Origin of the sequence: Sporosarcina sp. ACRSL (assembly GCF_022346605.1) — a bacterium.
GTDB lineage: Bacteria > Bacillota > Bacilli > Bacillales_A > Planococcaceae > Sporosarcina.
Genome location: NZ_JAKRNT010000008.1, coordinates 16,744 through 42,042, shown reverse-complemented (window position 1 = coordinate 42,042; position 25,299 = coordinate 16,744). Strand labels below are relative to the sequence as shown.

Genomic DNA, 25,299 nt, shown 5'->3' with positions numbered 1-25,299 from the left:
ACCTACCTTCCTCTACTCATTTTCGGATTTAATAGATCCTGAAGTCTGTCTCCGACAATGTTTATCGCCAGGACAAATGCGGTAATAGCAAGACCTGGGAATGTCGCCATCCACCAGCCGACAGTCAAGTAATTCCTTCCTTGGGATAGTAGAGCGCCCCAATCCGGAATTTCTTTGATGACACCTAATCCAAGAAAGCTTAAACCCGCCCCAGTTAAAATAGCGGAACCCAGCCCGATTGTCGCCATGACAAGCATTGGAGACCAGGCATTCGGTAATATATGCCACAATAAGATCCGTCCACCTGATGTACCGATCGACCGTGACGCCGCTACATATGGACGTTTTTTAATGCTAATCATCTGACCTCTCATTACACGGGCATAGCCTGGTACGGATGAGATGGCAATTGCCAATACAATATTTATTAAACTAGGACCTAATGCCGCAGCAATCGCTAGTGCTAGGAGTATTCCTGGAATCGTCATTAAGATCTCAATGATTCTCATAAAGATGACGTCCACAATACCGCCGATATAGCCTGCTAACGCTCCAATCGGTCCACCTACCACGACACCGATCAACACAGCGGAAACTCCAATGATCAAAGAATCCCTACTGCCATGAATGACAAGACTGAACACATCCCGACCAAAGTAATCAGTTCCAAACAGATGCTTTGCACTAGGGGCTACTAAAATACGATCCGTATGCATGACGGTAGGGGCGTAAGGTGCGAGCCACGACGGAAATAACGCGCTTACTAAAATACATAGCAATACAATTAGCGCGACATAGACGGATATAGTTGAAAACGAAAATCTTGTTGTAAACTTAGATATATTCAATTTGGGTATTTGCACGACCCTACTTTCATTCGCGACATTTTTCATCCCTCAGTCCCTTCCTTTCTGTCCTAGAATCCTAGTCATCGCGCTCTCCGAATACGAGGATCAATCAGTGAATAAGAGATATCTACCAATAGATTGACAGTGACATAAACGATGGCGATAAAAAAGATTACCCCTTGAATAACCGGCATATCTTTCGTCAATATCGCATCAGCAATAACCCTGCCAATCCCCTGTCTCGAAAAAACAGTTTCAATGACGACTGTTCCAGCCAGCAGATCGCCGATATACATCCCAATAATCGTGATTGCAGGGATAAGTGCATTACGCAAAGCATGCCGGAACATAACAATTCGTTCAGATAACCCTTTTGCGCGAAGCGTTAAAATGAATTGTTCATCCATCACTTCCACCATACTTGTGCGCACCATCCGGAGAATGAGTCCGGCTCCGACAAAACCAAGAGCAATCGATGGCAACACGAGCGTCGCCCAGCCATCTGAACCCATAATAGGAAGCCAGTTCAAATGCACCGAGAAGATAAGAATCAGTAAAATTCCAGACCAGAAAGTCGGCATGGATATTCCGAAGAGTCCGATCATACGTACGAGCACATCAATCCATCTATTTCGATAAATTGCCGAAAGAACTCCCAAAGTAACACCTATTACAATCGCAAATATAATACTCGTAAGTGTCAGCATGAGCGTAGCCGGTAGATGCATCAGAATTTTTGGCAGTACCGGCTCGCTTGTTACAAGGGATTGACCAAAGTCCCCTTGTAGCATACTTGTGAAATACTCAAAAAACTGTACATAAAAAGGTCGGTCAAGCCCTAATTCTTTACGCAAGTTGTCAATCGCCTCGGGAGATGTTGTCGAAGGATCCACCATCGACAACACCGGATCACCGGGCATCATATAGATAATGAAAAACACAAGGACCAAGGAGCCCAGAATGGATATGAGTGCACTTGAAAACCTCATGAGTGCCCTGCTAAGAACGGCCATACATATCAGCTCCTCTTACTTTACTGTTGAATATACGCGTCATTGAACAACGGATATCCAAGTGAATCAAACGTAATTCCATTCACCTTATTCGATGCAGCGACTGTGTAAGGGAAAATATAGATTGGAATAATCATCGCTTTATCAATGATGATTTGCTGTGCTTCTTTATAAATCTCTTCACGCTTCGCCGGATCTGATTCCACAGTTCCTTGTTCCAGCAACTCATCTAACTTTGGATCGTATCCCCCGACCAATGATTCCAAGACTCTCGAGCCATCCGGTGTATGGTAAATTTCTCGAAGTGCATTCGGATCGGAGTTCACTTGGCTATTGCCGTAAAGATCATAATCACTTTTTTCATAGATCACCGTCATAAAATCTGGCGTTACGTTAATTTCTACCGCAATACCAACCTCTTTCAGCTGTTGTTGTACAATGACAGCAATATCATTTCGCTTTTCACGGTTAGGGGATGCATCTACATAATTTAACGTCAGTTTTTTTCCATCCTTTTCACGAATGCCATCTGCCCCCATTACATAACCCGCTTCATCCAGCAATTTGTTTGCCGTATCCGGATCATATTCCCAGCTATTTTCGAGTGTTTCATCGTATCCTAATATTCCTGGTGTGAGTGGAGACCAAGATCTCTCATACGTCCCCATATACAAGGTTTTAACGATTGTCTCGACGTCGACAGCCAACATAACAGCTTTACGGACATTTACATCTTTCCACGGTTCTCTCCTCTGATTGAAAAAGAGAGTATATGGAAGGCCGAGTGTGTTTACTTTAAGCAGTTGAGTATTCGGGTCATTTTCTAATGAAACGATATTTTGCGGTGGAACTGTTTCTGCGGCGAGTACTTGCCCGCTTTGCACACCGCCTACCCGAGTCGCCTCTTCAGGAACGATTTTAAATATCAATTTATCGAGGTAAGGTTGACCCTGATTTTCCACATAGGATGGCCCCCAATTATAATCGCTGTTCTTTTCAACTTTAATATCTGCATTCTCCGTCCAGCTAACAAATTTGAAAGGTCCTGTTCCTACCGGATTTTTCCCGAACTGATCTCCATACTTCTCAGCTGCTGTAGGAGATACAATTCCGAGCATCGCCTGACTTAAATTACTTAAAAAAGAGGATGAAGGTGTGGAAAGATTCAATTTCACTGTATATTCATCCAAGACTTCTGCTGACTCATACGGTTTTAGGAGTGCTCTTGAATTCAGTGCTTTCGTTGCCGGATTAAGTATCCGGTCAAAATTATATTTCACCGCTTCTGCATTGAATGGGGTACCGTCATGGAAAGTAACGTCTTCCCGTAATTCGAATGTATAACTTTTGCCGTCATCCGAGACGGTCCATTTTGTAGCAAGCCATGGCTGAATGCTATTGTCTGCCTCTTGCACAACAAGGCTGTCAAAAATCGTTCTAAATGCACGGACTGCTACTGCCCGACTACTGCGGTGAGGATCGAGTGTATCGGGAGAAGTCGCGAGTGCAAACGTCAACTCCCCGCCATATGTTGGCTCTGCCGTCGTTTGAACGCCGGATTTTTGAGTGCTGCCATCCGGATTTGCACCTTGAGAGCAACCTGATAAGAAAAGAACCAAGGCAATAAAAACCACCAAATATTTTGTCTGATATAAATTTCCTCTCATGCAAACGACTCCTAACTCTAGGTATGATGTTACTAGTTAACTAGTTGAATAGAATGAGACCACGCCATCTTTTGTTACTGACAACGGTTGGCTTACACCTTCCGTCCGTAACAAACGAATTACTTCACTTTGACTGCGACCTCTTCTAACGCTTTTTCCAAAAACTCTAAACCGACTTCCGTGACACCTTTGTATACATTCCCTTGACCAAGCTCTATGACAGGCACATGTCGGACGCCATATTTAATCTCTAAAATATCCCGGCGATCGTCATGTTCCGTAACATCAACCGATTTGTAATCAAACCCTTTTCCTTCCAAATACTGTTTCACTTCCTCGCAATAGTGACAGCCCTTCTTTGACCAGACAATAATATTCAATGTTTTCGTCATTGTTTTCTCTCCCCTATTTAGTGAATTACTTTCTCGTTTTTTTTCGTATATTGATTTTCCTTAAACGGCAGACCTAAATTTCCGCGCAATGTATCACTTTCGTAATTCCGGCTATAGTAGCCTCGCTCCTCTAAAATAGGGATGACATGTTCTACAAAATCAGTAAAGTCGCTACCCAGTACATGTGGGCTTAAGATGAATCCATCCGCCCCGCCTTCTTCCACCCAAGTAATTAATTGATCTGCCACTTGCTCATATGTTCCGAAGAAAGCTCCCTTACGTGTCGTCTCTATCATGGCGACTTCCCTCAACGTCAAGTTATTCTCACGTGCCCTTCGTTTGATGCTATCAGTTGTTGACTGGAAACTATTTTTCCCTACATCGCCAATATCAGGGAAGGGCTCATCCAAAGGATATTGACTAAAATCGAAATGGTCGAAATATCTTCCCAAATAGTTGAGGGCTTCTTCAATCGTGACCAAGTTTTGAATAGCTGTATACTTTTCTTCAGCCTCTTCAATTGTCGCGCCTGTAATTGGGCTCAATGCCGGGAAAATAAGAACCTCATCCTTGTTTCGTCCTTTCTTCTCTGCCCGCTGTTTGACGTCATTGTAATAAGCTTGTGCCTGTTCGAGAGATCCCGCATGTGTAAAAATGGCTTCAGCCACTTTTGCCGCAAAGTTTTTTCCTGTATCCGAAGCACCCGCCTGGAATATGACGGGCTGACCTTGGCGTGATCGATCTATATTTAGAGGGCCTGCAACGGAAAAAAATTGGCCATTATGATTCAAGGTATGTAACTTGGTACGATCGAAAAATTGGCCAGTTTCGCGGTTTCGGACAAATGCGTCGTCTTCCCATGAATCCCACAGCCCTTTAACGATTTGTAAGTATTCGTCTGCAATTTCATAACGTAAAGAATGATTTGGGTGTTGGCCTTTGTTGAAATTTGTAGCGGATCCTTCCAATGGTGATGTCACCACGTTCCACCCTGCCCGACCGCCACTTATTTTATCGAGCGATGCGAATTGCCTAGCAACTGTAAACGGCTCACTATACGATGTCGACAATGTACCAACTAGACCAATTTTGGACGTTACAGTCGCGAGTGCGGAAAGTATTGTGATCGGCTCAAATCGATTCAAAAAGTGAGGGATTGATTTTTCATTTATGAACAACCCGTCAGCTACAAAGACGAACGAAATACCGGCTTTTTCCGCCTGTTGTGTAATCGATACATAATGTTGCAAATTGACACTTGCATCCACCGGAACAGAAGGGTCTTTCCACGCATTCATATGACCACCTGCGCCATGCAGCATGACTCCAAATTTGATTTGTTTTTTATTGGACATTGACTGTTTCCTTCCTTTCTACGTTTGAATATTCAGGGCTTAGCAGTTGAAATGACCGAAATCGTACTTCTTCATCTTCAATTGGCGTGTGGAAAATGAATTCATCCACTTCATAAGCTTGGTGCCATTCTTTCAACTTCCCTTGGATGAAAGAAGGTGTTCCGGCAATAATGTTTGAAGCATGTTCGGTCACTCTATATGGTTCTCCTGCCTGTTCCCCGAACGTTTTCGCGCTTTCCTCGGAAACGACGGTGACACTTCTCCCGCTTTCCAAATGAACCTTATAAATCTTTCGATCTTTTGCAGTCTGCTCTGCCTCCTGTTGAGTAGGTGCAGCGAAGACAGCAGCAGCTACGATAAACCGTCCGCTCTCACTTTCGGCGTGATAGACTTGCGCCGCTTCTTCCAATACACCAAGATCACTGTTAATAAAGTGGGCATAAACGAAATTCCAGCCGATATCGGCAGCTAATTTTGCACTTGCAGGACTTGCGCCGAGCAAATAGTTTTCCGTTTTTTCTGGTGGAATGGGTGTCGCCTGGACATTTGCTAACGGATGACCGTCTTCTAGTGAATTGTCAAGAAATTTATTCAATAATATAATTCGGTCCTCGAAGGTAATTTCACTTTGTACATTTCCAATTTGCAGTGCTTTTGTAGATAAAGGCAAACCGCCAGGTGCTTTTCCGATTCCTAGATCTACCCTGCCCGGTGCTAATGAAGAAAGAAGGTGAAAATTTTCCACGATTTTATAAGGGCTATAATGTTGCAGCATCACACCTCCGGAACCAACCCGAATTGAATTTGTCTTTGCAAGCAAATGTGACATCAGTATTTCAGGCGACGATCCCGCCAACTGATCAGTATCATGATGTTCCGAAACCCAGAAACGCTTATATCCCCATGCTTCCGCTTTTTGCGCTAAGTGGATTGTTTGCTTCAGTGCATGAGTAGCGGTTGACCCAGGAAAGATTGGACTTTGATCGAGTATCCCAAGCTTGTAAGCCATTGCTTTCACCTCTATCTGTATATTTATTAATCCTATAGGAACAGTATGATTTAACTTTAAAAAAATAAATGTTTTACACTTCTAGCTTATTAATTTGTCTCTTTTTACTTTTGAGATAGTGATACTTCGAGCGGGTCGATTTGTTGCAAGACCTCTTCTAAGCGAACTTCTATTTCCCTTTCAATTAAAAATGTGCCATTATCTAGTCGTTCAATTTGCTTATCAACTACATAGACTGTGTTCAGGATCTCGGTTGCACCAAGTACAGAGAGAATAGGTTTTAGAGCGTACTCGATAGCTAGAAGATGCCCTAGAGATCCACCCAGAGCAAGAGGTATTACCTTCTTATCTTGTAAAGCCTTTTGAGGCAGCAAATCTAAAAATGTTTTTAATACACCAGTAAACGATGCCTTATATACCGGTGTTAACACAACTACAATATGTGCGTCTTCAACGAGCTGTATCGCCTGTAAAATCGACTCGCTTGTAAAATTCGCATTTATCAAATCTTCCGCAGGTAAGTCCTGAACGTGAATTGTATTGAATGAAATATGCTTAGTTTCAAAGTGTCTTTCTACTTTGTGCTGTATTCCCATCAATCGTGATTGCTTGCCAATCCCACCATTAATAATGATTGCACTTGTCATATTTCCACTCCTTTTAATCTTTACTAAAATAATAGGATTAATATACATTCAACATATGTCATTGTCAATATCCTTGTTACAAATGTTTTGAATTGAATAATTCGAACTATATTTTTCAACTCAATGAATATTCTGCAAGATAGAGCTGTCCAGAAAGTCAGTGTAAGCCTACTTTTTGAACAGCCATTTCACAATGAAACGATAAAAACCTAGAAACTAAAACTCTATTTATGAATCAAATGCATTTAATGCATTCACACTATGAGCCAACGCTGAACCTGCTTTTAATGCAGTAGCCACCATAATCGCTTCTGCCACTTCTTCCTTAGATGCGTTCGCATTCTTCGCACTCTTCGTATGGACGTCAATGCAATAAGGGCATCCTGTAGTGTGCGCGACAGCAACAGCAATCAATTCCTTTTCTTTTACACTTAATAGACCATCTTTCATTGATTTCGTATCAAAATCAACAAAAGACTTAAAGACATCTCCGTTCAGCTTTGAGAATTCCTTTAATCTATTAAAATAGGTTGCTTTGTATAAATCATCATCTTCAGTTTGATCGTATGCATTTAATGCATTCACTCCATGAGCAAGAGCCGATCCCGCCTTTAACGCCGTCGCGACTAGAATCGCTTCCGACATTTCTTCCTTCGTAACATCTTCTGATTTCGCAGCTTTCACATGAACTTCAATGCAATATGGACATCCTGTTGTATGGGCTACTGCAATGGCAATTAATTCTTTTAACTTCTTAGTTAGTTTCCCCTCAGACAGGGCAAGTTTGTCAAATTGTGCATAAGCCTTGAATGCATCTGGAGCAAGGTCACTCAATTCTCCAAGACGATTAAAATATGATTTTTTATACAATACTTCTTTACTCATAATAATTTCCTCCTCAGTAGTTTCTATTTATTATTTCTCAACTTCCAAAATCAGACGTTTACTTTTTGTAGTTCCCTTGCCTTCAATTCCCGTCGAAGAATTTTTCCGCTAATTGGCGTCTTAGGCAATTCCTCGAGAAATTCAATTTCTCTCGGTGCAGCATGAGCAGCAAGCCCACTTCGTACAAAAAGACGTAACTCTTGCAGTAGCGCATCACTTGCTTCAAATCCATCCCGTAAGACGATAAACGCCTTCACGATTTCTCCTCTCACCGCGTCTGGTTTCCCGATGACACCCACCTCCGCAACCGCTGGATGTTCGATCAGTTTACTTTCCACTTCAAACGGTCCGATTCGCTCGCCCGAAGAATTGATCATATCGTCACTTCGGCCTTGGAAAAAGATATAGCCGTTTTCATCGATCGTCGCCAAATCGCCAGATACATACCATCCTTCGAACGGGAAGTACGTCGAATACTTGGCAGGATCGTTCCACACTTCTCTCATAATTGCAGGCCAATTCGCTTTTAAAGCTAAGTGTCCTACTTTGCCGGGCGCAAGCTTTTCACCATCATCGCCTAGAATTGCCGCTTCAATTCCCGGAAACGGTCTTCCCATTGATCCTGGAATAATTTTATCCGATGGCAGATTAACAATGAGTTGAGCCCCTGTTTCTGTCATCCACCATGTATCATGGATACGGTTCGACAACGTCTTGATTCCCCAACGGATTACTTCGGGATTTAACGGCTCGCCCACACTTAAAATATGCCGGATCTTCGATAAGTCATAATTTGTCGTCTTATCATCCCCTTCCGCCATCAGCATTCTGAAAGCTGTCGGCGCACTATACCAAACGGTGACACCAGATTTTTCCAACACAGAATACCATTCATCGGCATTAAATCTGCCCCCGTGAATAACGATTGTCGCCCGATTCAATAAAGGAGCGAAAACACCATACACCGTTCCTGTCACCCAGCCAGGATGTGCCGTGCACCAATAGACATCCTCTTCTTTCAAATCCAATACCCATCTGCCTGTAATATATTGTTGAATCATCGCTCGGTGAGCATGGATAATCCCTTTTGGTCGACCTGTCGAACCGCTCGTATAATGAATATTAAGCGCATGGTCCAACTCCACCCACTCGATGAGATCTCCTTCGATCTCAACAGCTCGGGCTTCGGCAAACAACGAAATTTCATCATCCTTGCATTGTTCAGGCCCAGCCGTTATGAACACTGTTTTCAATGATGGCAACTCGGCACGCGGAACCCGTTTTATGAACTCAGGTGAGGCAATTAAATACGTTCCCTCACAATCGGCAATCCGCTCCTTCACTGCATCTTCCATAAACGCTTCAAATAGCGGTCCAACCACAGCGCCAAGTTTAATGGCAGCGAGCATCGCGATATGACAATCAGGATGCTTTGGTAAAAAGATAAAGACGAAGTCTCCTTTTTTCACTCCCTTCTTTTTCAAAACAGTAGCCCAGCGATCGGTTTTCTCTTTCAATTCTCGATACGTAATTGTGTACTCTTCATTTTCTCCAAAATAATGCAATGCAACTTTCTCTCCATACCCATCCACGACATGGCGATCCACACATTCATAGGCCATATTCACTTTTCCGGTAGTAGACCAACTGAAATTTGTTTCAATACTTTTCCACGAAAAATCTTTTCTTGAAGGAAGTTCAACTGTAATATTGTAATTTCCTTCATGTGGATAAATCACTTCCTCATTTGCCATGTTAGACAACCTCCTTTTCGATATGTAAAAGTTCTAGGATTTCCGCTTTCTTAGCCGCCAAAAACGAATCACCTCGATCTCTCGGTTTCGCTATATCAATCGACAATTCCGCTTGTAATGTCCCGGGCTGGCCACCTAGGATGAAAATCCGGTCGCATAAGTAAAGCGCTTCGTCGATGTCATGCGTAACGACTACCATCGTTGTTAGACGCTTCTTTTGGATTTTCAATAATAAATCTTGCAACTGCATTTTAGTGAAAGCATCCAACGCACTAAATGGCTCGTCAAGAAGCAAGACATCCGGCTCGCCAATAAGTGCGCGGGCAATTGCGGTTCGTTGTGCCATTCCACCGGACAAGTCTTTCGGATAATGAGCGTCGAAGTCAGACAAACCAACAAGATTCAAATACTCCTGGATTGTTTCTTGTTTCTCCTTCTCATCTTTCGCTCCGAATAAAATATTTTCTCTTACAGTTAACCATGGCATCAATCTCGGCTCTTGAAAAATCATCCCGATTGGCTGTTCCCCTGCACTACCAATTTCAATTGCCCCTTCATAATTCTGATCCAGTCCGGATAAAACGCGCAGCAGTGTACTTTTTCCACAACCACTCGTTCCCAGGATCCCGACAGTTTCCCCTTCCTCAATGGAAAATGATATGTTGTTGAATCCTGCAAGCCCGTTATTAAATGTCCTCGTTGCCTCTTTCACTTTCAACATTGAAATCCCTCCATCATAGTTGGTTTTGAAGATTGTCTTGCCACTTCAATGCACGTGCTTCCAATGCCTTCAACAGGGAATCAGTCGCTTTTCCTAACAGTGCAAATAAAATAATGCTGGCAATAATGAGCTCTGGTGAGTACGTATTCTGACCAACGACGAGTAAATACCCAAGCCCTTGACTGGCACCCATTAGCTCGGCGGCTACGACGAACATCCAGCCCAATCCAACACCACTACGTAAACCGACGAGAAACGATGGAAGCGAAGCGGGCAAGATAATACGACGAACAATTTGCAACGGAGTGAAATGGTAAATCTTCCCGACTTCAATCAATTTGCGATCCACACCTTGAATACCTGAGACGATATTCAAATAGACCGGAAAGAATACACCGACAGCAATTAGCATTACTTTTGAAGTTTCTCCAATCCCCATCCAAAGAATAAACAATGGGACCCAGGCTAAAGAGGGAATCGAGCGAAACGCTTGAATTAATGGGTCCATCAGCTGTTCAAACCATTTAAAATACCCAACGATGGATCCTAGTACAACCGCGGCAATTGTCCCAGCCAGAAACCCGATTAAGACTCGAAAGAACGTAATTCCCACATGTCCCCAAAGGGTTCCCTCTTGAGCTAACTCGATAATTTTTTGCAAGATGGTTGTCGGAGCGGGAAAGACATAGGCATCGAGCCAATTGAAACGAACTGCCGCTTCCCAAACGACTAAAAGAATGAATGGAATGATTAAGCCGAGCGCTAAACCCCTCACCTTTCTTTCAACGCTACCTGTAACGGACTGTTTTCCTTTCGCTTCAAACACTTCTTTTTCGTCAATATTGACCGTCATGTCGATTCCCCCTATTTCATTCGATTACGTTTTTTGCAAACTGATCATTAATCAATTCTTCTACAATTTCCGGCACATCCACATTCCCTTTAATCACATTTTCTGATTGCAATACTTCACCGGCTGCAGTGAGTGCTTCGATTTGCTTTTCACCAGGAATTGGATCTGAAAAATCATTGCGCTCCAAACTCTTTTGAGCTACTTCCAATGGCATTTCCGCTTCTTTTGCAAGTATGTCGGCCGCCTCATCCGGATTTTCGATAACCCACTTCCGAGCCTTTTCATACACCTCAATCACTGTTTCTACCACCTCCGGATGTTGTTCAGCAAAGTCAGATCGGACATTCAGCGTTCCGTACGTATTTTTTTCATGATCACGTAAAAATAACTTTGCGCCAGAATCGACTTCAACTTTTGCCATATGTGGATCTAACCCTGCCCATGCTTCTACTTGACCCGTTAGAAGGGCATTTGCGCCATCAGAGTGTTGCAAATTCACAATTTCTAAGTCATTTGATGACAAACCAACTTCTTGCAACGAACGGAGAAGGAATATATATGGATCTGTTCCTAGCGTTGCCGCTACTTTCTTTCCCTTCAATTGTTGGATTGCTGTGATGTCTGAATCCTCTGTTGCCACAAGTGCGGTCCATTCTGGCTTTGAATAAATATACACCGATTCAATCGGAGAGCCATTTGACTTGGCAATTAGTGCAGCAGCGCCTGCTGTGGAACCGAAGTCGACACTTTTTGAATTTAGGAATTCAAGTGCTTTATTACTTCCGTGGCTGAGTACCCATTCCACTTCAATCCCTTGTTCTTCAAACGCCTCTTCCGCCCAACCAAATTCTTTTAACGCTAGGCTAGTTGGCGAGTAATACGCATAATCCAACACAACTTTTTTCAACTCTGCTTTTTCCTTCCCTTCGCCAGATGAACAAGCTGTCATTAGGAGCGTTGTCCCGATAACCAATAGCAGGAATGCAATCCATTTCCTCACGATAATTTCCTCCTCAAACTCTTTTTTATATTGAAAATCATTTCAACTAAATTATTTATTGTTCCTATTGGTATAGTCGGATTTAACTATGAAAAAATCCGATTTTCTTTCATAGGATATGAGAAAAGAAAAACCCTCTTCATAAGAAGAGGGCTGCAGAATTCCTCCTCTTATCTTCCAGGCACCAAACACCTGTAGGATGTAGCACCTTTACAGATCAATCCATCTGTCGGTTGCCGGGCTTCATCGGGCCTATTCCCTCCGCCACTCTTAATAAGAGATATATGCAATTGTCATAATCATTTTTTAAATTTAACTGATTGAAAATTAGTATAGACAGATAAAAATAAATTGTCAACCTTATTTTTTTATTATATAAAAACAGGCCAAATTGATTACTCATTTATACGCAATAAGATCTATTTGAACCACCTATAACATAACCATAAAAAAGGGAATCAACATGGATTCCCTTTTTGATAAACATCTTATTTGCTGTTTATTTTAACAATTGATCGATATAAAACATCTACGGCTGCAAGCATTGTTTCTTCATTAATATCAAATCGTTCATTATGGTGTCCCGCAGGAAGGTCCGTGCCAAAGATACAATAAGTTGCGAGGCCACCTTTTTGTTTTACCCGTTCCATGAAATAAGTTGCATCTTCGGAACCCGCCGCGTCATTTGATTCTAAAGTAGCTTCTTTTAGATGGGACGATTCTTGTGCACATTCGTTGAGAATCAATGCCAACTCTTTCGATCCTTGGCTACTCAGCGCTTCACCAACTGTATCGATTTGGTAATCGACCTGATACATTTGTGCAGCACCTGCTACAATCGATTCCAGTTGGGTTTTTATATATTGATTTACCTCAGAATTTTCTCCACGTGTTTCCGCTTTTAGAAACGCATGATCCGCGATAATATTTCGTCCTGACCCCGCATGCAATTCGCCAACGTTCACTCTTGAAATCCCATTTGAATTTCTCGCGATTGCATGAATGTTCAATGCCGCATTGGCAGCAGCTAACAAAGCATTATTTCCTTCTTCAGGTTTAGCTCCTGCATGGGATGCCTTGCCTTTAAACGTAATATCCAGTTTTGATGTAGCTAAGAAACCGTTATTGGAAGCAACAAAATGTTGATGGGGAACCCCTGTCCCAACGTGCGAGGCGATAAAATAATCAACATCGTCTACAACACCCGCACGAGCCATCGATTTTGCACCACGTGTTCCCTCTTCTGCAGGTTGAAAGATCAATTTGATCTTCCCTTTTAGTGCTTCTTTATTGTTAGCAAGTACCGCAGCCAAGCCTAATCCAATTGAAGTGTGAGCATCATGACCACATGCATGCATTTTATGAGGGAGCGTAGACCTGAATCCCTCTTGTTTTGGGAAATGACTGTCCAACTCAGATTCATGTATATCTAGCGCGTCCATATCAAAACGATAAGCTACTGTCGGCCCTTCAATTCCGGTATCCAATGTTGCAACAATACCTGTATACCCTTCAGAAAAGTTTTCGATATAGTCTTTATTGGCCCCATTCTCCAGCGCCCATTCATAATGCTTTTTCGTAGTTTCATCATCCGGTTTTCCCATACAATGATCTGTCGACATAACAGCTTTTCCCATTGCTAAATCAAACCCTAGTTCATCCAAGATAGAAGCAACAATCGAAGCCGAACGCATTTCGAGAAATCCTGTTTCAGGGAATTGGTGAAAATCCCTTCGCCAATCAATTATTTTCCGCGATAAATCGACATTCTGATTTGTAATCATTATGTACATCTCCCTTATCGTTTTTGAAGAAGCAAATGCTAACATGCTATGTACATGTTAGCATTTTTCTTATAGAAACGGCGTAACACCCGGTCCAATTGGTAAATTAAATGTGTAGAAGATTACAATTAAAATGATCCATACAGCTAAATAGATCAATGCAAACGGTAGCATCAGTGACATCAACGTTCCAATACCAGCCTTTTTGTCATATTGATGCATAAACGATAGAATCACGACAAAATATGGATTTAATGGTGTCATGATATTAAACGACGAGTCAGCTACACGGTAGCCTAGTTGTGTGAACGCTGGATGGTACCCTAACTGCATAAACATTGGGACAAATATCGGTGCTTCAAGTGCCCATTTGGCAGAACCTGAAGTAATAAAGAACTCTAGGATTGCCGTCAGGATGATATAGCCAATGATCAGCCATATTCCTGTAAAGTTAATATCTGTAAGGAACTCCGCCCCATTAACCGCGATCCAAATCCCAATATTTGACCAGTTGAAGTAAGCGATAAATTGGGAAATTGCAAATATTAAAACGATATAGCCAGATAAGTCTTTGATCGATTCAGCCATATACTTACTAACATCTTTTGACGTCTTAATATTCCCGATCGTTACTCCATACGCAATACCAATTGTCATGAACCAAAATAGAATAATTGGCACGATTCCTGATAAGAATGGAGATGGTATTAACCCACCATCTTCGTTTGTTAAAGCGCTATTGGGTACATTAATAGCAATAACGAGAATTGCAATATACACAAGTCCGGCAATGATAGCATTTCTAAATGCTTTGCCCGCTTTCGGGTTTTCTTCAAAATCTTCGATTACCGCTTCTCCTTCATATTTACCAAGTCTAGGTTCAATAATTTTTTCTGTAATTAATGCACCAACGATTGTTAATACGAATACCGAAACTATATTGAAATACCAGTTATCTACCGGTGTAACGACAAGCGTTTCATCAATAATTTTGGCAGCTTCCGTAGAGATACCAGCTAAAAGTGCATCCGTTCCTACAATTAATAGGTTGGCTGTAAATCCTGCACCCGCTGAACCAAACCCTGCTATTAAACCGGCAATCGGATTACGCCCTACTTTATAGAAAACCATTGCAGCCAAAGGCGGAATTAAAATCATCGCTGCATCTGAAGCAAGGTTACCCATGATCCCTACAAAGACAACTGCATACGTTACTAATGCACGAGGTGCCTTCAGGATTGTTTTTCGAATGGCATAATCCAGCAATCCTACTTTTTCAGCTAGCCCAACTCCAAGCATCATCGCTAATACAAGGCCTAATGGCGCGAATCCGGTGAAGTTACTAAGCATGGAAGTAATTATATATTCGATCCCTTCACCAGAAGCCAAGTTCTTAATCGGGACTTGTTCACCACTTCCCGGGTGGACAACCGAAATACCGAATAAGCTTAGAATATATGACAAAATAATAACAACGACTGCTAATACCGCAAATAAAATAAATGGATCAGGTAGTTTATTACCTAAAACTTCAATCCCATTTAACAGTTTACCAAATATACTTTTCTTCTTCGTTTGTGAATTCATGCTGTACCCCCTAGTCGACTCTTTCATATTTTTTATAGGGAGTAATGAAATCGGCAACTATGCCGATTTCTTCTCCGTTTGTCTGTTTCTTACTGGTTTAATTTTGATGGTTTGACGTCCTTCGGAATCGGACATGTATACGGATTTTTCGCTTGGAACGCTTGGAATTCCTGTTTCACTTTTTCAAGATCTTCCGGTTGATTGATCAGCTGTATACCTGTTAACGCCATTGCTTCCGCTGCGCGGAGCATCCCTTTATGTGCATAGCTGCTAATCCCTTGGGTTGTCATTTGCCAAGTATGCAAAGGTGTCCCTAATGCTGATGTAGAAGCAGTTAATTGTGCAGTTGGAACGACCCAACTAACGTCAGCCACATCCGTCGACCCTGGTAGTACGCCGTCTTTATCACTATATGGCGAGATGGAATCAGATAAGTATTTCCCTTCGAACTCGCTTCCGTCTCCTGAATAGCCGAACCCTCTCAATAGATCCAAATAATTATCTTTTTCACCTTGCGATAAAGAATTCCAAATCTTTTCAGCAAAAGCTACTTCTTCTTCAGTAGGCGCTTCGATTCCAGCCTCATGTAAGTTTTTATGCAATATTTTTTCCAGACTTCGATTTGGGATATAGTTGGAACATGCCTTGTCAAATCGAATCGTCACTTCAGTTTCTGTCATCATTGCAGCGCCTTTGGCAATTTGGCAGACCCGTTTATAGATATCATCCACTTCGCTCACTTTTGGTGAACGAATTAAATAGAGCACCTCTGCTTCAGCTTGAACAACATTCGGAGAAATTCCGCCAGTATTTGTCACTGCATAGTGCATTCTCGCCTCCGGGATTACATGCTCGCGCAGATAGTTAACGCCGACGTTCATCAACTCGACAGCATCCAGTGCACTTCTCCCTAAATGTGGAGAGTTTGCAGCATGGGATGAAATACCTTTAAACTTGAATGCCACTTGGTAGTTAGCCAAGCTTGAAAAGTTCATAATGCTGTTACTAGGAGATGGATGCCATGTTAGTGCAATATCGGTACCTTCAAAAACACCTTCACGAACCATAAATGTTTTTCCAGATCCGCCTTCTTCTCCCGGACAACCGAAAAACTTCACAGTGCCGGATAGCCCGTTCTCCTCAAGATACTTCTTTGTTGCGCATGCTGCTGCAAATGCACCTGTTCCGAGTAGGTTATGTCCACATCCATGGCCATTGCTCGTTTCCCATGGTTCATAAGCTGTTTTATTTGGCTCTTGACTTAATCCCGAAAGCGCATCGAATTCTCCTAAGAAACCGATGACCGGCTTTCCGCTTCCATAAGTAGCTACGAAAGCTGTATCGATCCCTGCAACGCCACGCTCTACCGTAAAACCTTCTTGTTCACATGCATTTGCAAGATATTCAGATGAGACATATTCCTCAAATCTTGTTTCTGGGTGATTGAAAATATATTCACTCACCTCTTCAAATTTCGCTTTATTCTTTGCCAAGTATTCCTTCGTAAATTTACTTACAGTTGACATGATGAAGACCTCCTATGTAGTAACTCAAGCTTCTGTACGTAAAAATTCACGATAACATTCGTTTTTTCCAGGTTCTCTATATACTTCAGGTTGATAGCTTAGCCGATCTTTACATCAGTGAGGATCTAGATTGGTAATTTTATAAAAATTGTATCCGCTTTCTTTCCACATTATTAAAAATCACATATGAAAACCAAACGTGCTGATTTATCATATTTGTTTAATAAAGTGTCGGTAACTCTTCTTATAAACATGATGATAATTGATGTAAGCCCTTACCATTTTGAATTTAAGCGTTATAGAGAACCTACCGAATTTACCGATAAAAGCAGTTTACATTAATTATATAATACTGTCTAGTACATTATTTTTTTAACTTTAATTACTATTTTTTCCTGTTCAAATCAGAATGACTTTATTATATATTCAGAATACCAAACTCTATTCCTTCATATATAATAAAAAACTACACAGAATGTAAAGATATTCTGTGTAGCCAAGAAAAATTATTTTGCTTTTTTATTTAACCGCATAAGCATGTGTTGCTGCTGATTTACCTGCTAATTTACCGAATACAGCACCTGACATTAATCCGGATCCGCCTGGATAGTTTTCATAGAATATACCACCAATCATTTCCCCTGCCGCGAAAAGGCCTTCAATTTTTTCACCATTTTCACGAAGAACTTCTCCATTTGGTGTCGTGGCTAATCCTCCGAACGAGAACGTAATCCCACACGTTACTGGGAATGCATAAAACGGACCTTCACTAATTGTTTGTGCCCAGTTAGATTTTGGAGGAGTAATGCCTTTAGTGCCTTTGCCATCCTTTTCAGAAGGGTTAAACTCCCCATCTTGTACAGCTGCGTTAAATTCTTCTATTGTCTGTAAAAATTGATCTTTATTAATATCTATTTTTGAAGCCAGTTCTTCTAAGGTTTCCGCTTCAAAGACAGTTGCTTCTTCTAAATTATATTCTTCACGTAAGATTGGTCGGACTTTTGCATCGTAAATTTGGTATGCCATATTTTTTGGTTGTTTTAAAACTTCTTTCCCATATTTCGCATATGTGTAGTTACGATAATCCGCCCCTTCATCAACGAAGCGGTTTCCCTCTAAGTTGACCATTACGCTGTACGGATAGGAGTGCTTCTTGAAGATATCCCCTGGTTTTTGGAAATCACCAACTCGTGGTGCATTTGCATCTGTACCAATCGCGTGACATCCGTCGTATTGACCAAACTTTTGTGCACCAACCTCAACAGCCATATCGATCCCATCACCCGTGTTAAACTCCGTTCCACGTACTAATGCTGCACTCCATTCCTCCCCTAAGGCCTCTACACGTTTTTTCTTGTCAGCTTCCAAGCTACCACAAGCTAGCACAACACTTTCGCAAGCGATCTTTTTTGTACCCTCTTTTGTCTTCACTTCTAACGCTATGACTTCGTTATTTTCCGTAATGATCTTCTGAGCTGCCGCTTCATACCAAACATCAATTCCTAGTTCTTCACATCGATTGAATAAGCTACGCATTAAGCCAATTCCTTTATCTACAGTTTTAATTGGCAGACCACCCCAAAATTGAATTCTACCTTCTTTTGCAAATGATTGGTTCGCATAGTTTAATTCGAATTCAACACCATGCGTTTTCATCCACTCAATCGTAGGAAGTGATTGCGTGACAAGTTGTTTGATCAGTTCAGGTTTACTTTGGTTTTTGGAAACACGCATAATATCATCATAAAAGTCTTGAGGTGTATACTCCGGCATATCAATTTTATTGGACGTTTCTTCATCTATATCAATAATGCTTCTAATCGAATCAAAGTTGTTATAGGCTACACGGATAGCACCATCCGTAAAGAATGAGTTGCCCCCACGTTTCTCAATTGGACCTTTTTCTAATACTAATACATGGCTCCCTTGTTCTTTAGCGGAGATCGCAGCACATAAGGCTGCATTGCCTGCCCCCACAACGATAACATCATAACTTGACATTGTACCTATCCCCTTTACTTCGTTGATAACTAAAGCATAGTTTACTTTTCGAAATAAATAAAATACAATAATTTCAATGCACCCCATAAATTTTTTCTATACCAATGTCGAAACACCCCTGGAGGTTTCAATGAATTTAAACGACTGCAAGCTATTAGCTGATTTACGTATCACACGAAATATTACACATACAGCTGCAAATCTTTATATTTCTCAGCCCGCCTTAACGTATCGCATTCAGCAATTAGAAAAAAAATATGGAGTTCCACTTATCGTTCGAGGCTCGAAAGGGATTGAATTTACAGAGGAAGGGAGAATTTTACACGAACATGCTTTAACCATGCTTCAAAATGAAGAGTTAATTATGGAGCGACTTGCGAGAGCTTCCGGAGAAATAAGCGGGACAATTAAAATTGGTGCTTCAAGGCTCTTCTCCCACTACAAACTGCCGAGGATCTTGAATGCATTTAATAATATGTACCCGAATATCGATATTCATTTGAAAACCGGGTGGAGTAGAGATATTAAAGAGGCCCTCACACTAGAACAAATTCATGTAGCAATTATTAGAGGAAATTATACAATTAATGCAGAGAGTCACTTACTAAACAAAGAAGAGCTATATGTTGTATCCAAGACTCTGTTCACAAAAGAAGACGTTCCAAATTTACAATTGATTACATATGAAACTGATTTATCATTAAGCCAAATGATCGATAAATGGTGGCGTACGAACTTCGACGCACCTATTAAACCGTCTATCGAAACCGACCAAGCAGCAACATGCAAGGAAATGGTCAAGTACGGGATGGGAATTGCGGTACTTCCAGCGATCAGCATCGAAGGAGAAGAACTATTTAAAATATCGCTTAATGAATTTGGAGACGAAAGATATTTTCGGGAAACGAAATTATATTACAATAAGTATGTCCAAGATCTTCGTCACGTAAATTTGTTTTTAGACTTTATGAGAGATTGGTATCCAACTAAAGTAAATGTATAAGATGCCTCAAAGTCGTTACTTGACTTTGAGGTATCGCTTATATTTCGAAAACAATAGAACTTCCATCGTCTTCAAAATCTTTTACCATAACAACTATATCGGAAAACTGATCCACTGTATTTGTGCTCGTCCCTAAAAGAAAGGACAAAACTTTAAAGGCTTTCTCTTTTTTCTTCTTATTAAACTCCTCAAGGAAGGGTTCCTGTAACATGTCTTCCCCATCCGCAACAAAAACGACATCGGCTTGCTTAAACCGACTTTTAGTAATGATACGGAGCGATTCACTAAGAGGTAGGGCAAAATCTGTTCCTCCACTTAGAAAGGTTCGGGCCAAATTCACAATATCTGAGGTCTTTATTTTACCTTTTTCATATGTAAATACTTGTGTCCTTGTAGAAAACAAAATTAAACAAAAGTCCCGTTTCTGTCTTCTCGCTACCGACATGAGGGCTAAAGTGAACCCTTTAGCTTGACTATCTAGGCTTCGCATACTCCCCGATTGATCTAAGCAAAGGATAATTGGTCCTTTCCCTAGCACCTCCCTTCCTTTCTGTTCAAAGATCATCGTTTGACCTTCTACAAACCGACGGAGGAAATCTTTCTTAGTTGTTGGATGCATGTATAATCCGAGTTCAATCGGTAACAATCGTTCAATGTCGTTGCCTAATGTGACTCCACTTCTATCCATTGCCTCCTTATATGGGGCCTTCTGCTTTTTGCGGGCTACTTGTTTGAACCGACCTGCCCAGTCCGCAATTTCTTTCATTTTTTTATCTGAAGCAATCTTCTCCGCGAGTATTAATTGGTCTCGAAAAGGAACCTTTCTCAGTTCTACATCTCCACTGCCAGCTCGGATGCCGCCAAACAATGATCTCAGACCTTCCTTCACTTGCATCGTTTCTTGAAAGGCCTGTTCCAATGTATGAGAAAAGTGGTCACTGTTGTTGTCGAGTGTCTGTTGCAATTTCTTTTCAAATTCCGTTATCATTTCTGTAATATTCTCTTCAGACACATGACTTCCATTAGTTGTCTTCTCTTGCCAATCATGCTGTCGAAGCTGCTTATGCATTTCGAGAATTTCCTGTATTTGTTTATGTAAGTGTTCATTTTCTTTTACTTGCTCTACTAGCCATTCGTTCGTTTTCTCTCCGAATTTTACCGTACCGATTGCTGACAACAAATCATCCAACCGGGTGAAGCTTCGAAAGCTTACAAAGGATTCATCCGCCATGATTCTTTCCATAAGTGATTTATTCACCTTCAAAGCACTATCAACGTGTTCGATGATTTCAGGTTTCATCTTATACAAGGAAGCCCATATGTCAGACAACAACAAATCAAACATCGGCAGCGCACCTTCACCTCTCACCTTTTGAAGAGCAGATGACATTTCAAAAATTTCTCTGAAACGTCTTTTATCGAATGCGTCCGTATTCAAAACTGAACGATTATCATATCGACTGTTATGCCTTTCCACAAAGAACACGCCCTTTCACATTTTAAAAAAGGTACTGGCGGACCCCCTCTTTTCATTTCGAGAATCAAAATACCATGGCTCTAAAATTTTATTCAAGATTTCATGTTCCATCGATGTCACTTTATCAAGCAATCCGTCGATATCTGTCTTCCGACTCTGGTAATCGCTTTTGAGCTTTTTCAAATCAGCGATTAAGGCCTTCATTTTTTGAGTCGCCTCCATTCCAACCTCAGGAGAATTCTCCTGCAATACGGAGTAGTAAATTTCATTTGCTTCTTCTTGTATGGAGTAGAGAGCCTGCGAAACAACATCATGTGAATGATTGCGAATAATGGCAGCTACAACATCTTTTTGGTCCACCGTTTCCCACAGGACATTTTCAAGGATGACAAGATCTGAAACCTTTACAACTTGCCTTTGGCTTAATAATGCCTTCGCTTGAAGGACCGATAACAACTGTTTAAACCGCCTGTCGGAAGGGCGTATCCCTTCGTCACGCAAGTCATAACGAATTTCCGAAAGTGTTTTATAAACTTCATCTAGTATTGGTACATTGTCCGTCAGAGATTGAAGTTGTACCAATTCTTCCATCGTCATGGAAGGCATAACGTAGTTCTGACCGGTTCCCTTCATCATAGAGACGAAATTCGTTTCGTTGGCAATGTAATCAAGCTCGAACCGAAGCAAGAACCTGTCGAAAAGAGCTTCCAATCCTTCCCCTTCTTCCGGGTATTCGTTTGAAGCTCCAATAACGGATACTAACGGAACCTTTACGGGCGTTCCGTTATTATAAAAGATCCGTTCGTTGATGAGTGTGAGCAAACTATTTAAAATTGCAGAGTTAGCTTTAAATATTTCATCCAGGAAAACAAGATGCGCTTCTGGCATTTTAGCTATTGTATTCCGCTTGTAAATACCTTTTTCAAGATCTTGTAATGACAATGGGCCAAACAGTTCTTCAGGTGTACTGAACCGCGTTAATAACCACTGGAAGTACTCTGTCCCTTGTACGATGTTAGCTAACTCAACCGACAATGCAGATTTCGCAGTTCCGGCGGGTCCGATCAGGAGCATATGCTGTCTAGCGAGCAGGGCGACAAGAATCCCCTCAACCTCTTTCTCCCGTTCAAAATACTTCGCATTGAGCGCCTGTCTGATTTCCTCTAACTTATGTAAGTTTTCGATTGTCATTTAAATAACTCCTTACGCCGCAATGTAAAAAGAATTCTCACTGAAGAATGATTTCCTTACATTACAGTTTGAAGTATCATGAGTCATTTTAATCTGCCGAGCAGCAAATAAAAGCGCTGACTTGTACAACTCATTAAAAAAGTAAGCGCCATAAACGTTTGCATGAAAACGTTTATAGCGCCTTTATTAAGAAATTGTCATCTACTTCCCAGTTATGCTATTTCTCTTTTTCCTTCACTTTTCGTTATTCTTCTTTTCTTTCTCTTTCTTCTTCTCTCTCTTTTCCCTTTCCTTCTCTCTTTTTTTCGCTTCTTTCTCTCTTTCCTTCTCTTTTTTCTTCTCTTTTTTCATCCGTTCTTTCTCTTCTTTCTTCTCCTGTTTCCTTTTCTCTTTTTCTGCTTTTTGTTCTTTCTCCCTCAACTTTTCCTTCTGATCCTCTAGATCTTTTTTCATTTTCGCGATTAATGGTAAATCAAATTTCTTCGTAGGTAATTCACTGATTGACCTTGATAGGACTTGCCCGAAAATTGGCGGCACTGTGAAACTGCTAGTCGATGTTAAGAAATGTTCGGCATCCGTTTTATCATAACCTAACCAAACTGCACCGACGATGTCTGGTGTATATCCGACGAACCAATGATCTTTTGATCCATCCACACCCGCGAATGGCAGCTGGGTGGTACCTGTTTTACCGGCTACTTCCATCCCTGAAATTTGAGCTTTCTGGGCCGTCCCAACATCGACAGCACCTTTCAACATATAGGTCATTTGCTGGGCAACTTCCGCTTCTGTTACGTTGACAGACTGTTCATGCCACTTTCCAATGACCTCGCCTTCTGAATCTTTTATTTCTAAAATCGCATGGGCTTCCATCATAACTCCATTATTCGCAAAAGCAGAAAACGCTTGAGCCATTTTTAGGGGTGAAGTACCTTTGTGCAAGCCCCCTAAGGCTAGGCCAAGATTATGATCTTGTTCTTCCAATGGGATTCCGAACCGCTCTACGGTGCGCACACCAGTTTCAATTCCGATGTTATGTAAGAGCCAGACGGGAGGGATATTATACGATTGGGTGACCGCATCATACATTGTCACTTGCCCTCTAAACTTATGGTCAAAATTTTTCGGGGAATAGCCATTAATATTGATTGGTTCGTCAACGAGCATATCTGAAATTTGATAGCCTTGCTCCAATGCAGCAGTGTAGACAAGCGGTTTCAAGGTCGATCCCGGTTGTCTAACGAGCTGGGTCGCATTATTAAAGCGTCCATACGTATATTCTCCTCTGCCCCCAACCAATGCATTTATTCCACCTGTTTTAGGATTCAAGAAGACAGAAGCGCTTTGAATGAGTTGATCGGGTTTACTCTCTGGAAAATAACGATCATCCTCATAGACTTCTTCAAGGGCATCTTGGATGACAGGATTTAACTCTGTATAAATATGGTATCCTCCAGATAGCACTTCATTTTTCGTTAGCTCGTACTTGTTGACCGCCTCTTCAATAATAAAGTCTATATAATACGGATATTTTCCTTTATAATTCGGCATTGTTGGATCGGCTAACACAATTTCTTTTCCGATCGCTTCATCGAACTCCGCTTGACTAATATACCCTTCATTTTTCATTAACGATAAAACAATGTTGCGACGTTCCATCGACTTTTCGATGTTTTTATACGGAGATAAATAGGAAGGTGCTTTAATTAATCCTGCTAATGTAGCAGATTCGCTTAACGTTAATTCGCTTACATCTTTTCCAAAATAGACTTCTGCAGCCCGTTGAACGCCCCATGCCCCTTCGCCAAAATAGATTTGATTCAGGTAGCGTTCCATAATGTCATCTTTTGAATACGTTCTCTCAATTTTCTTCGCGATAAGCAATTCTTTAAATTTACGAGAATACGTACGTTCCTGAGTTAGAAACACATTTTTTGAAAGCTGTTGAGTGATTGTGCTCCCCCCAGCAACAACCTCACCTGTTAACAGGTTTTGGGTAAATGCCCGCGCAATACCGAAAAAATTAATGCCATTATGTTTATAAAATTGTTGATCCTCAACAGAGATGACTGCTTCAATCAACTCTTTTGGAATTTGGTCTAGACGGACTCCTTCAATGTTAGAATTTGAAATTTTACTAACGATCTCTCCGTTTTGATCGTAAATAAACGTCGGTCTCGGTTCAGGTTCTTCTAGTTTACTCACATCACTTGATGAAATTAATTGATTCACCATGACCAATCCACAGAGGACTACAAGGAGCATTACTAACAATAATATACGGATAGGCTTTTGTATGTTAGACCATTTCTTCCTTCTATTTAATCTTTTCTGTTGTTGCTTATGTTCCACTCTTCCCATATGAATTCCACCTTCTTCATTGCCTTTCGAACTTTCAAAGTTTAGCATACCCGTAAGAAGAAACCTACCCTACTTTATGTTTAGTTAGTATAACAAAAGAAGCCGAATATCGTAGCGGCTTTTCAGCTCTTTATTGAACAGAGCTAAGCTGGAGCTTTCATCGTAATTATCATCCTCTTTTAAACATTTATTTACTCATTAAGTCATATTTCATTTCTAGCTAAT

The 25,299-nt window shown here is 41.2% G+C and carries 20 protein-coding genes and 1 riboswitch; of the genes, 1 reads left to right on the top strand and 19 read right to left on the bottom strand.

Going from position 1 to position 25,299, the window contains the following annotated elements; all coding sequences use genetic code 11:
• Window positions 1–2 precede the first annotated feature (2 nt).
• The 16 genes from MHZ92_RS12645 to tcuA form a co-directional block, all read right to left on the bottom strand.
• A complete protein-coding gene (locus MHZ92_RS12645; protein WP_239432073.1) occupies window positions 3–893 on the bottom strand; it encodes an ABC transporter permease in 891 nt (296 codons plus the stop codon).
• A gap of 35 nt (window positions 894–928) precedes the next feature.
• On the bottom strand, window positions 929–1,837 hold the full coding sequence (locus MHZ92_RS12640) for an ABC transporter permease (protein WP_239432072.1): 909 nt from the start codon (window positions 1,835–1,837) through the stop codon (window positions 929–931).
• 44 nt (window positions 1,838–1,881) lie between these two features.
• Complete coding sequence (locus tag MHZ92_RS12635) at window positions 1,882–3,528, bottom strand: ABC transporter substrate-binding protein (RefSeq protein ID WP_239432071.1); 1,647 nt, start codon at window positions 3,526–3,528, stop codon at window positions 1,882–1,884.
• 119 nt (window positions 3,529–3,647) lie between these two features.
• Window positions 3,648–3,920, bottom strand: a complete 273-nt coding sequence (locus tag MHZ92_RS12630) for a glutaredoxin family protein (protein WP_239432070.1) — start codon at window positions 3,918–3,920, stop codon at window positions 3,648–3,650.
• A gap of 17 nt (window positions 3,921–3,937) precedes the next feature.
• Complete coding sequence (locus MHZ92_RS12625; RefSeq protein ID WP_239432069.1) at window positions 3,938–5,275, bottom strand: LLM class flavin-dependent oxidoreductase; 1,338 nt, start codon at window positions 5,273–5,275, stop codon at window positions 3,938–3,940.
• Complete coding sequence (locus tag MHZ92_RS12620) at window positions 5,265–6,284, bottom strand: LLM class flavin-dependent oxidoreductase (RefSeq protein ID WP_239432068.1); 1,020 nt, start codon at window positions 6,282–6,284, stop codon at window positions 5,265–5,267. Before MHZ92_RS12620 ends, MHZ92_RS12625 begins: the two co-directional genes overlap by 11 nt.
• A gap of 104 nt (window positions 6,285–6,388) precedes the next feature.
• Window positions 6,389–6,931: an NADPH-dependent FMN reductase gene (ssuE, locus tag MHZ92_RS12615; RefSeq protein WP_239432066.1), complete on the bottom strand. Its 543-nt coding sequence runs from the start codon at window positions 6,929–6,931 to the stop codon at window positions 6,389–6,391.
• 228 nt (window positions 6,932–7,159) lie between these two features.
• Complete coding sequence (locus tag MHZ92_RS12610; protein ID WP_239432064.1) at window positions 7,160–7,816, bottom strand: carboxymuconolactone decarboxylase family protein; 657 nt, start codon at window positions 7,814–7,816, stop codon at window positions 7,160–7,162.
• A 50-nt stretch (window positions 7,817–7,866) separates the two neighbouring features.
• Window positions 7,867–9,570 (bottom strand): acetate--CoA ligase, encoded by a 1,704-nt coding sequence (acsA, locus tag MHZ92_RS12605; protein WP_239432063.1) that lies wholly within the window; start codon window positions 9,568–9,570, stop codon window positions 7,867–7,869.
• Between the two features lies 1 nt (window position 9,571).
• On the bottom strand, window positions 9,572–10,291 hold the full coding sequence (locus MHZ92_RS12600) for an ABC transporter ATP-binding protein (RefSeq protein ID WP_239432061.1): 720 nt from the start codon (window positions 10,289–10,291) through the stop codon (window positions 9,572–9,574).
• A gap of 13 nt (window positions 10,292–10,304) precedes the next feature.
• Window positions 10,305–11,144, bottom strand: coding sequence for an ABC transporter permease (locus MHZ92_RS12595; protein WP_239432060.1), 840 nt, complete (start codon window positions 11,142–11,144; stop codon window positions 10,305–10,307).
• A gap of 16 nt (window positions 11,145–11,160) precedes the next feature.
• Window positions 11,161–12,144: an aliphatic sulfonate ABC transporter substrate-binding protein gene (locus tag MHZ92_RS12590; protein WP_239432059.1), complete on the bottom strand. Its 984-nt coding sequence runs from the start codon at window positions 12,142–12,144 to the stop codon at window positions 11,161–11,163.
• 167 nt (window positions 12,145–12,311) lie between these two features.
• A riboswitch (SAM riboswitch) is annotated at window positions 12,312–12,424 on the bottom strand.
• A 208-nt stretch (window positions 12,425–12,632) separates the two neighbouring features.
• The gene (locus MHZ92_RS12585) at window positions 12,633–13,928 is read right to left on the bottom strand and encodes an amidohydrolase (RefSeq protein WP_255723525.1); all 1,296 of its coding nucleotides are present in this window, start codon (window positions 13,926–13,928) and stop codon (window positions 12,633–12,635) included.
• A gap of 69 nt (window positions 13,929–13,997) precedes the next feature.
• The gene (locus MHZ92_RS12580) at window positions 13,998–15,515 is read right to left on the bottom strand and encodes an AbgT family transporter (RefSeq protein WP_239432058.1); all 1,518 of its coding nucleotides are present in this window, start codon (window positions 15,513–15,515) and stop codon (window positions 13,998–14,000) included.
• Window positions 15,516–15,604: 89 nt separating this feature from the next.
• On the bottom strand, window positions 15,605–17,041 hold the full coding sequence (locus MHZ92_RS12575) for a M20 family metallopeptidase (RefSeq protein WP_239432057.1): 1,437 nt from the start codon (window positions 17,039–17,041) through the stop codon (window positions 15,605–15,607).
• Window positions 17,042–17,560: 519 nt separating this feature from the next.
• A complete protein-coding gene (gene tcuA, locus MHZ92_RS12570) occupies window positions 17,561–19,042 on the bottom strand; it encodes an FAD-dependent tricarballylate dehydrogenase TcuA (RefSeq protein WP_239432056.1) in 1,482 nt (493 codons plus the stop codon).
• 130 nt (window positions 19,043–19,172) lie between these two features.
• Here tcuA and MHZ92_RS12565 point away from each other — a divergent pair, with 130 nt between their 5' ends.
• Complete coding sequence (locus tag MHZ92_RS12565) at window positions 19,173–20,045, top strand: LysR family transcriptional regulator (RefSeq protein ID WP_239432055.1); 873 nt, start codon at window positions 19,173–19,175, stop codon at window positions 20,043–20,045.
• A gap of 37 nt (window positions 20,046–20,082) precedes the next feature.
• Here the strand turns inward: MHZ92_RS12565 and MHZ92_RS12560 are convergent, their stop codons facing one another.
• From MHZ92_RS12560 to MHZ92_RS12550, 3 genes are all read right to left on the bottom strand, one after another.
• On the bottom strand, window positions 20,083–21,522 hold the full coding sequence (locus MHZ92_RS12560) for a vWA domain-containing protein (RefSeq protein ID WP_239432054.1): 1,440 nt from the start codon (window positions 21,520–21,522) through the stop codon (window positions 20,083–20,085).
• Window positions 21,523–21,537: 15 nt separating this feature from the next.
• Window positions 21,538–22,713: an AAA family ATPase gene (locus tag MHZ92_RS12555; protein ID WP_239432052.1), complete on the bottom strand. Its 1,176-nt coding sequence runs from the start codon at window positions 22,711–22,713 to the stop codon at window positions 21,538–21,540.
• A gap of 234 nt (window positions 22,714–22,947) precedes the next feature.
• Window positions 22,948–25,074: a transglycosylase domain-containing protein gene (locus MHZ92_RS12550; RefSeq protein ID WP_239432051.1), complete on the bottom strand. Its 2,127-nt coding sequence runs from the start codon at window positions 25,072–25,074 to the stop codon at window positions 22,948–22,950.
• Window positions 25,075–25,299 lie beyond the last annotated feature (225 nt).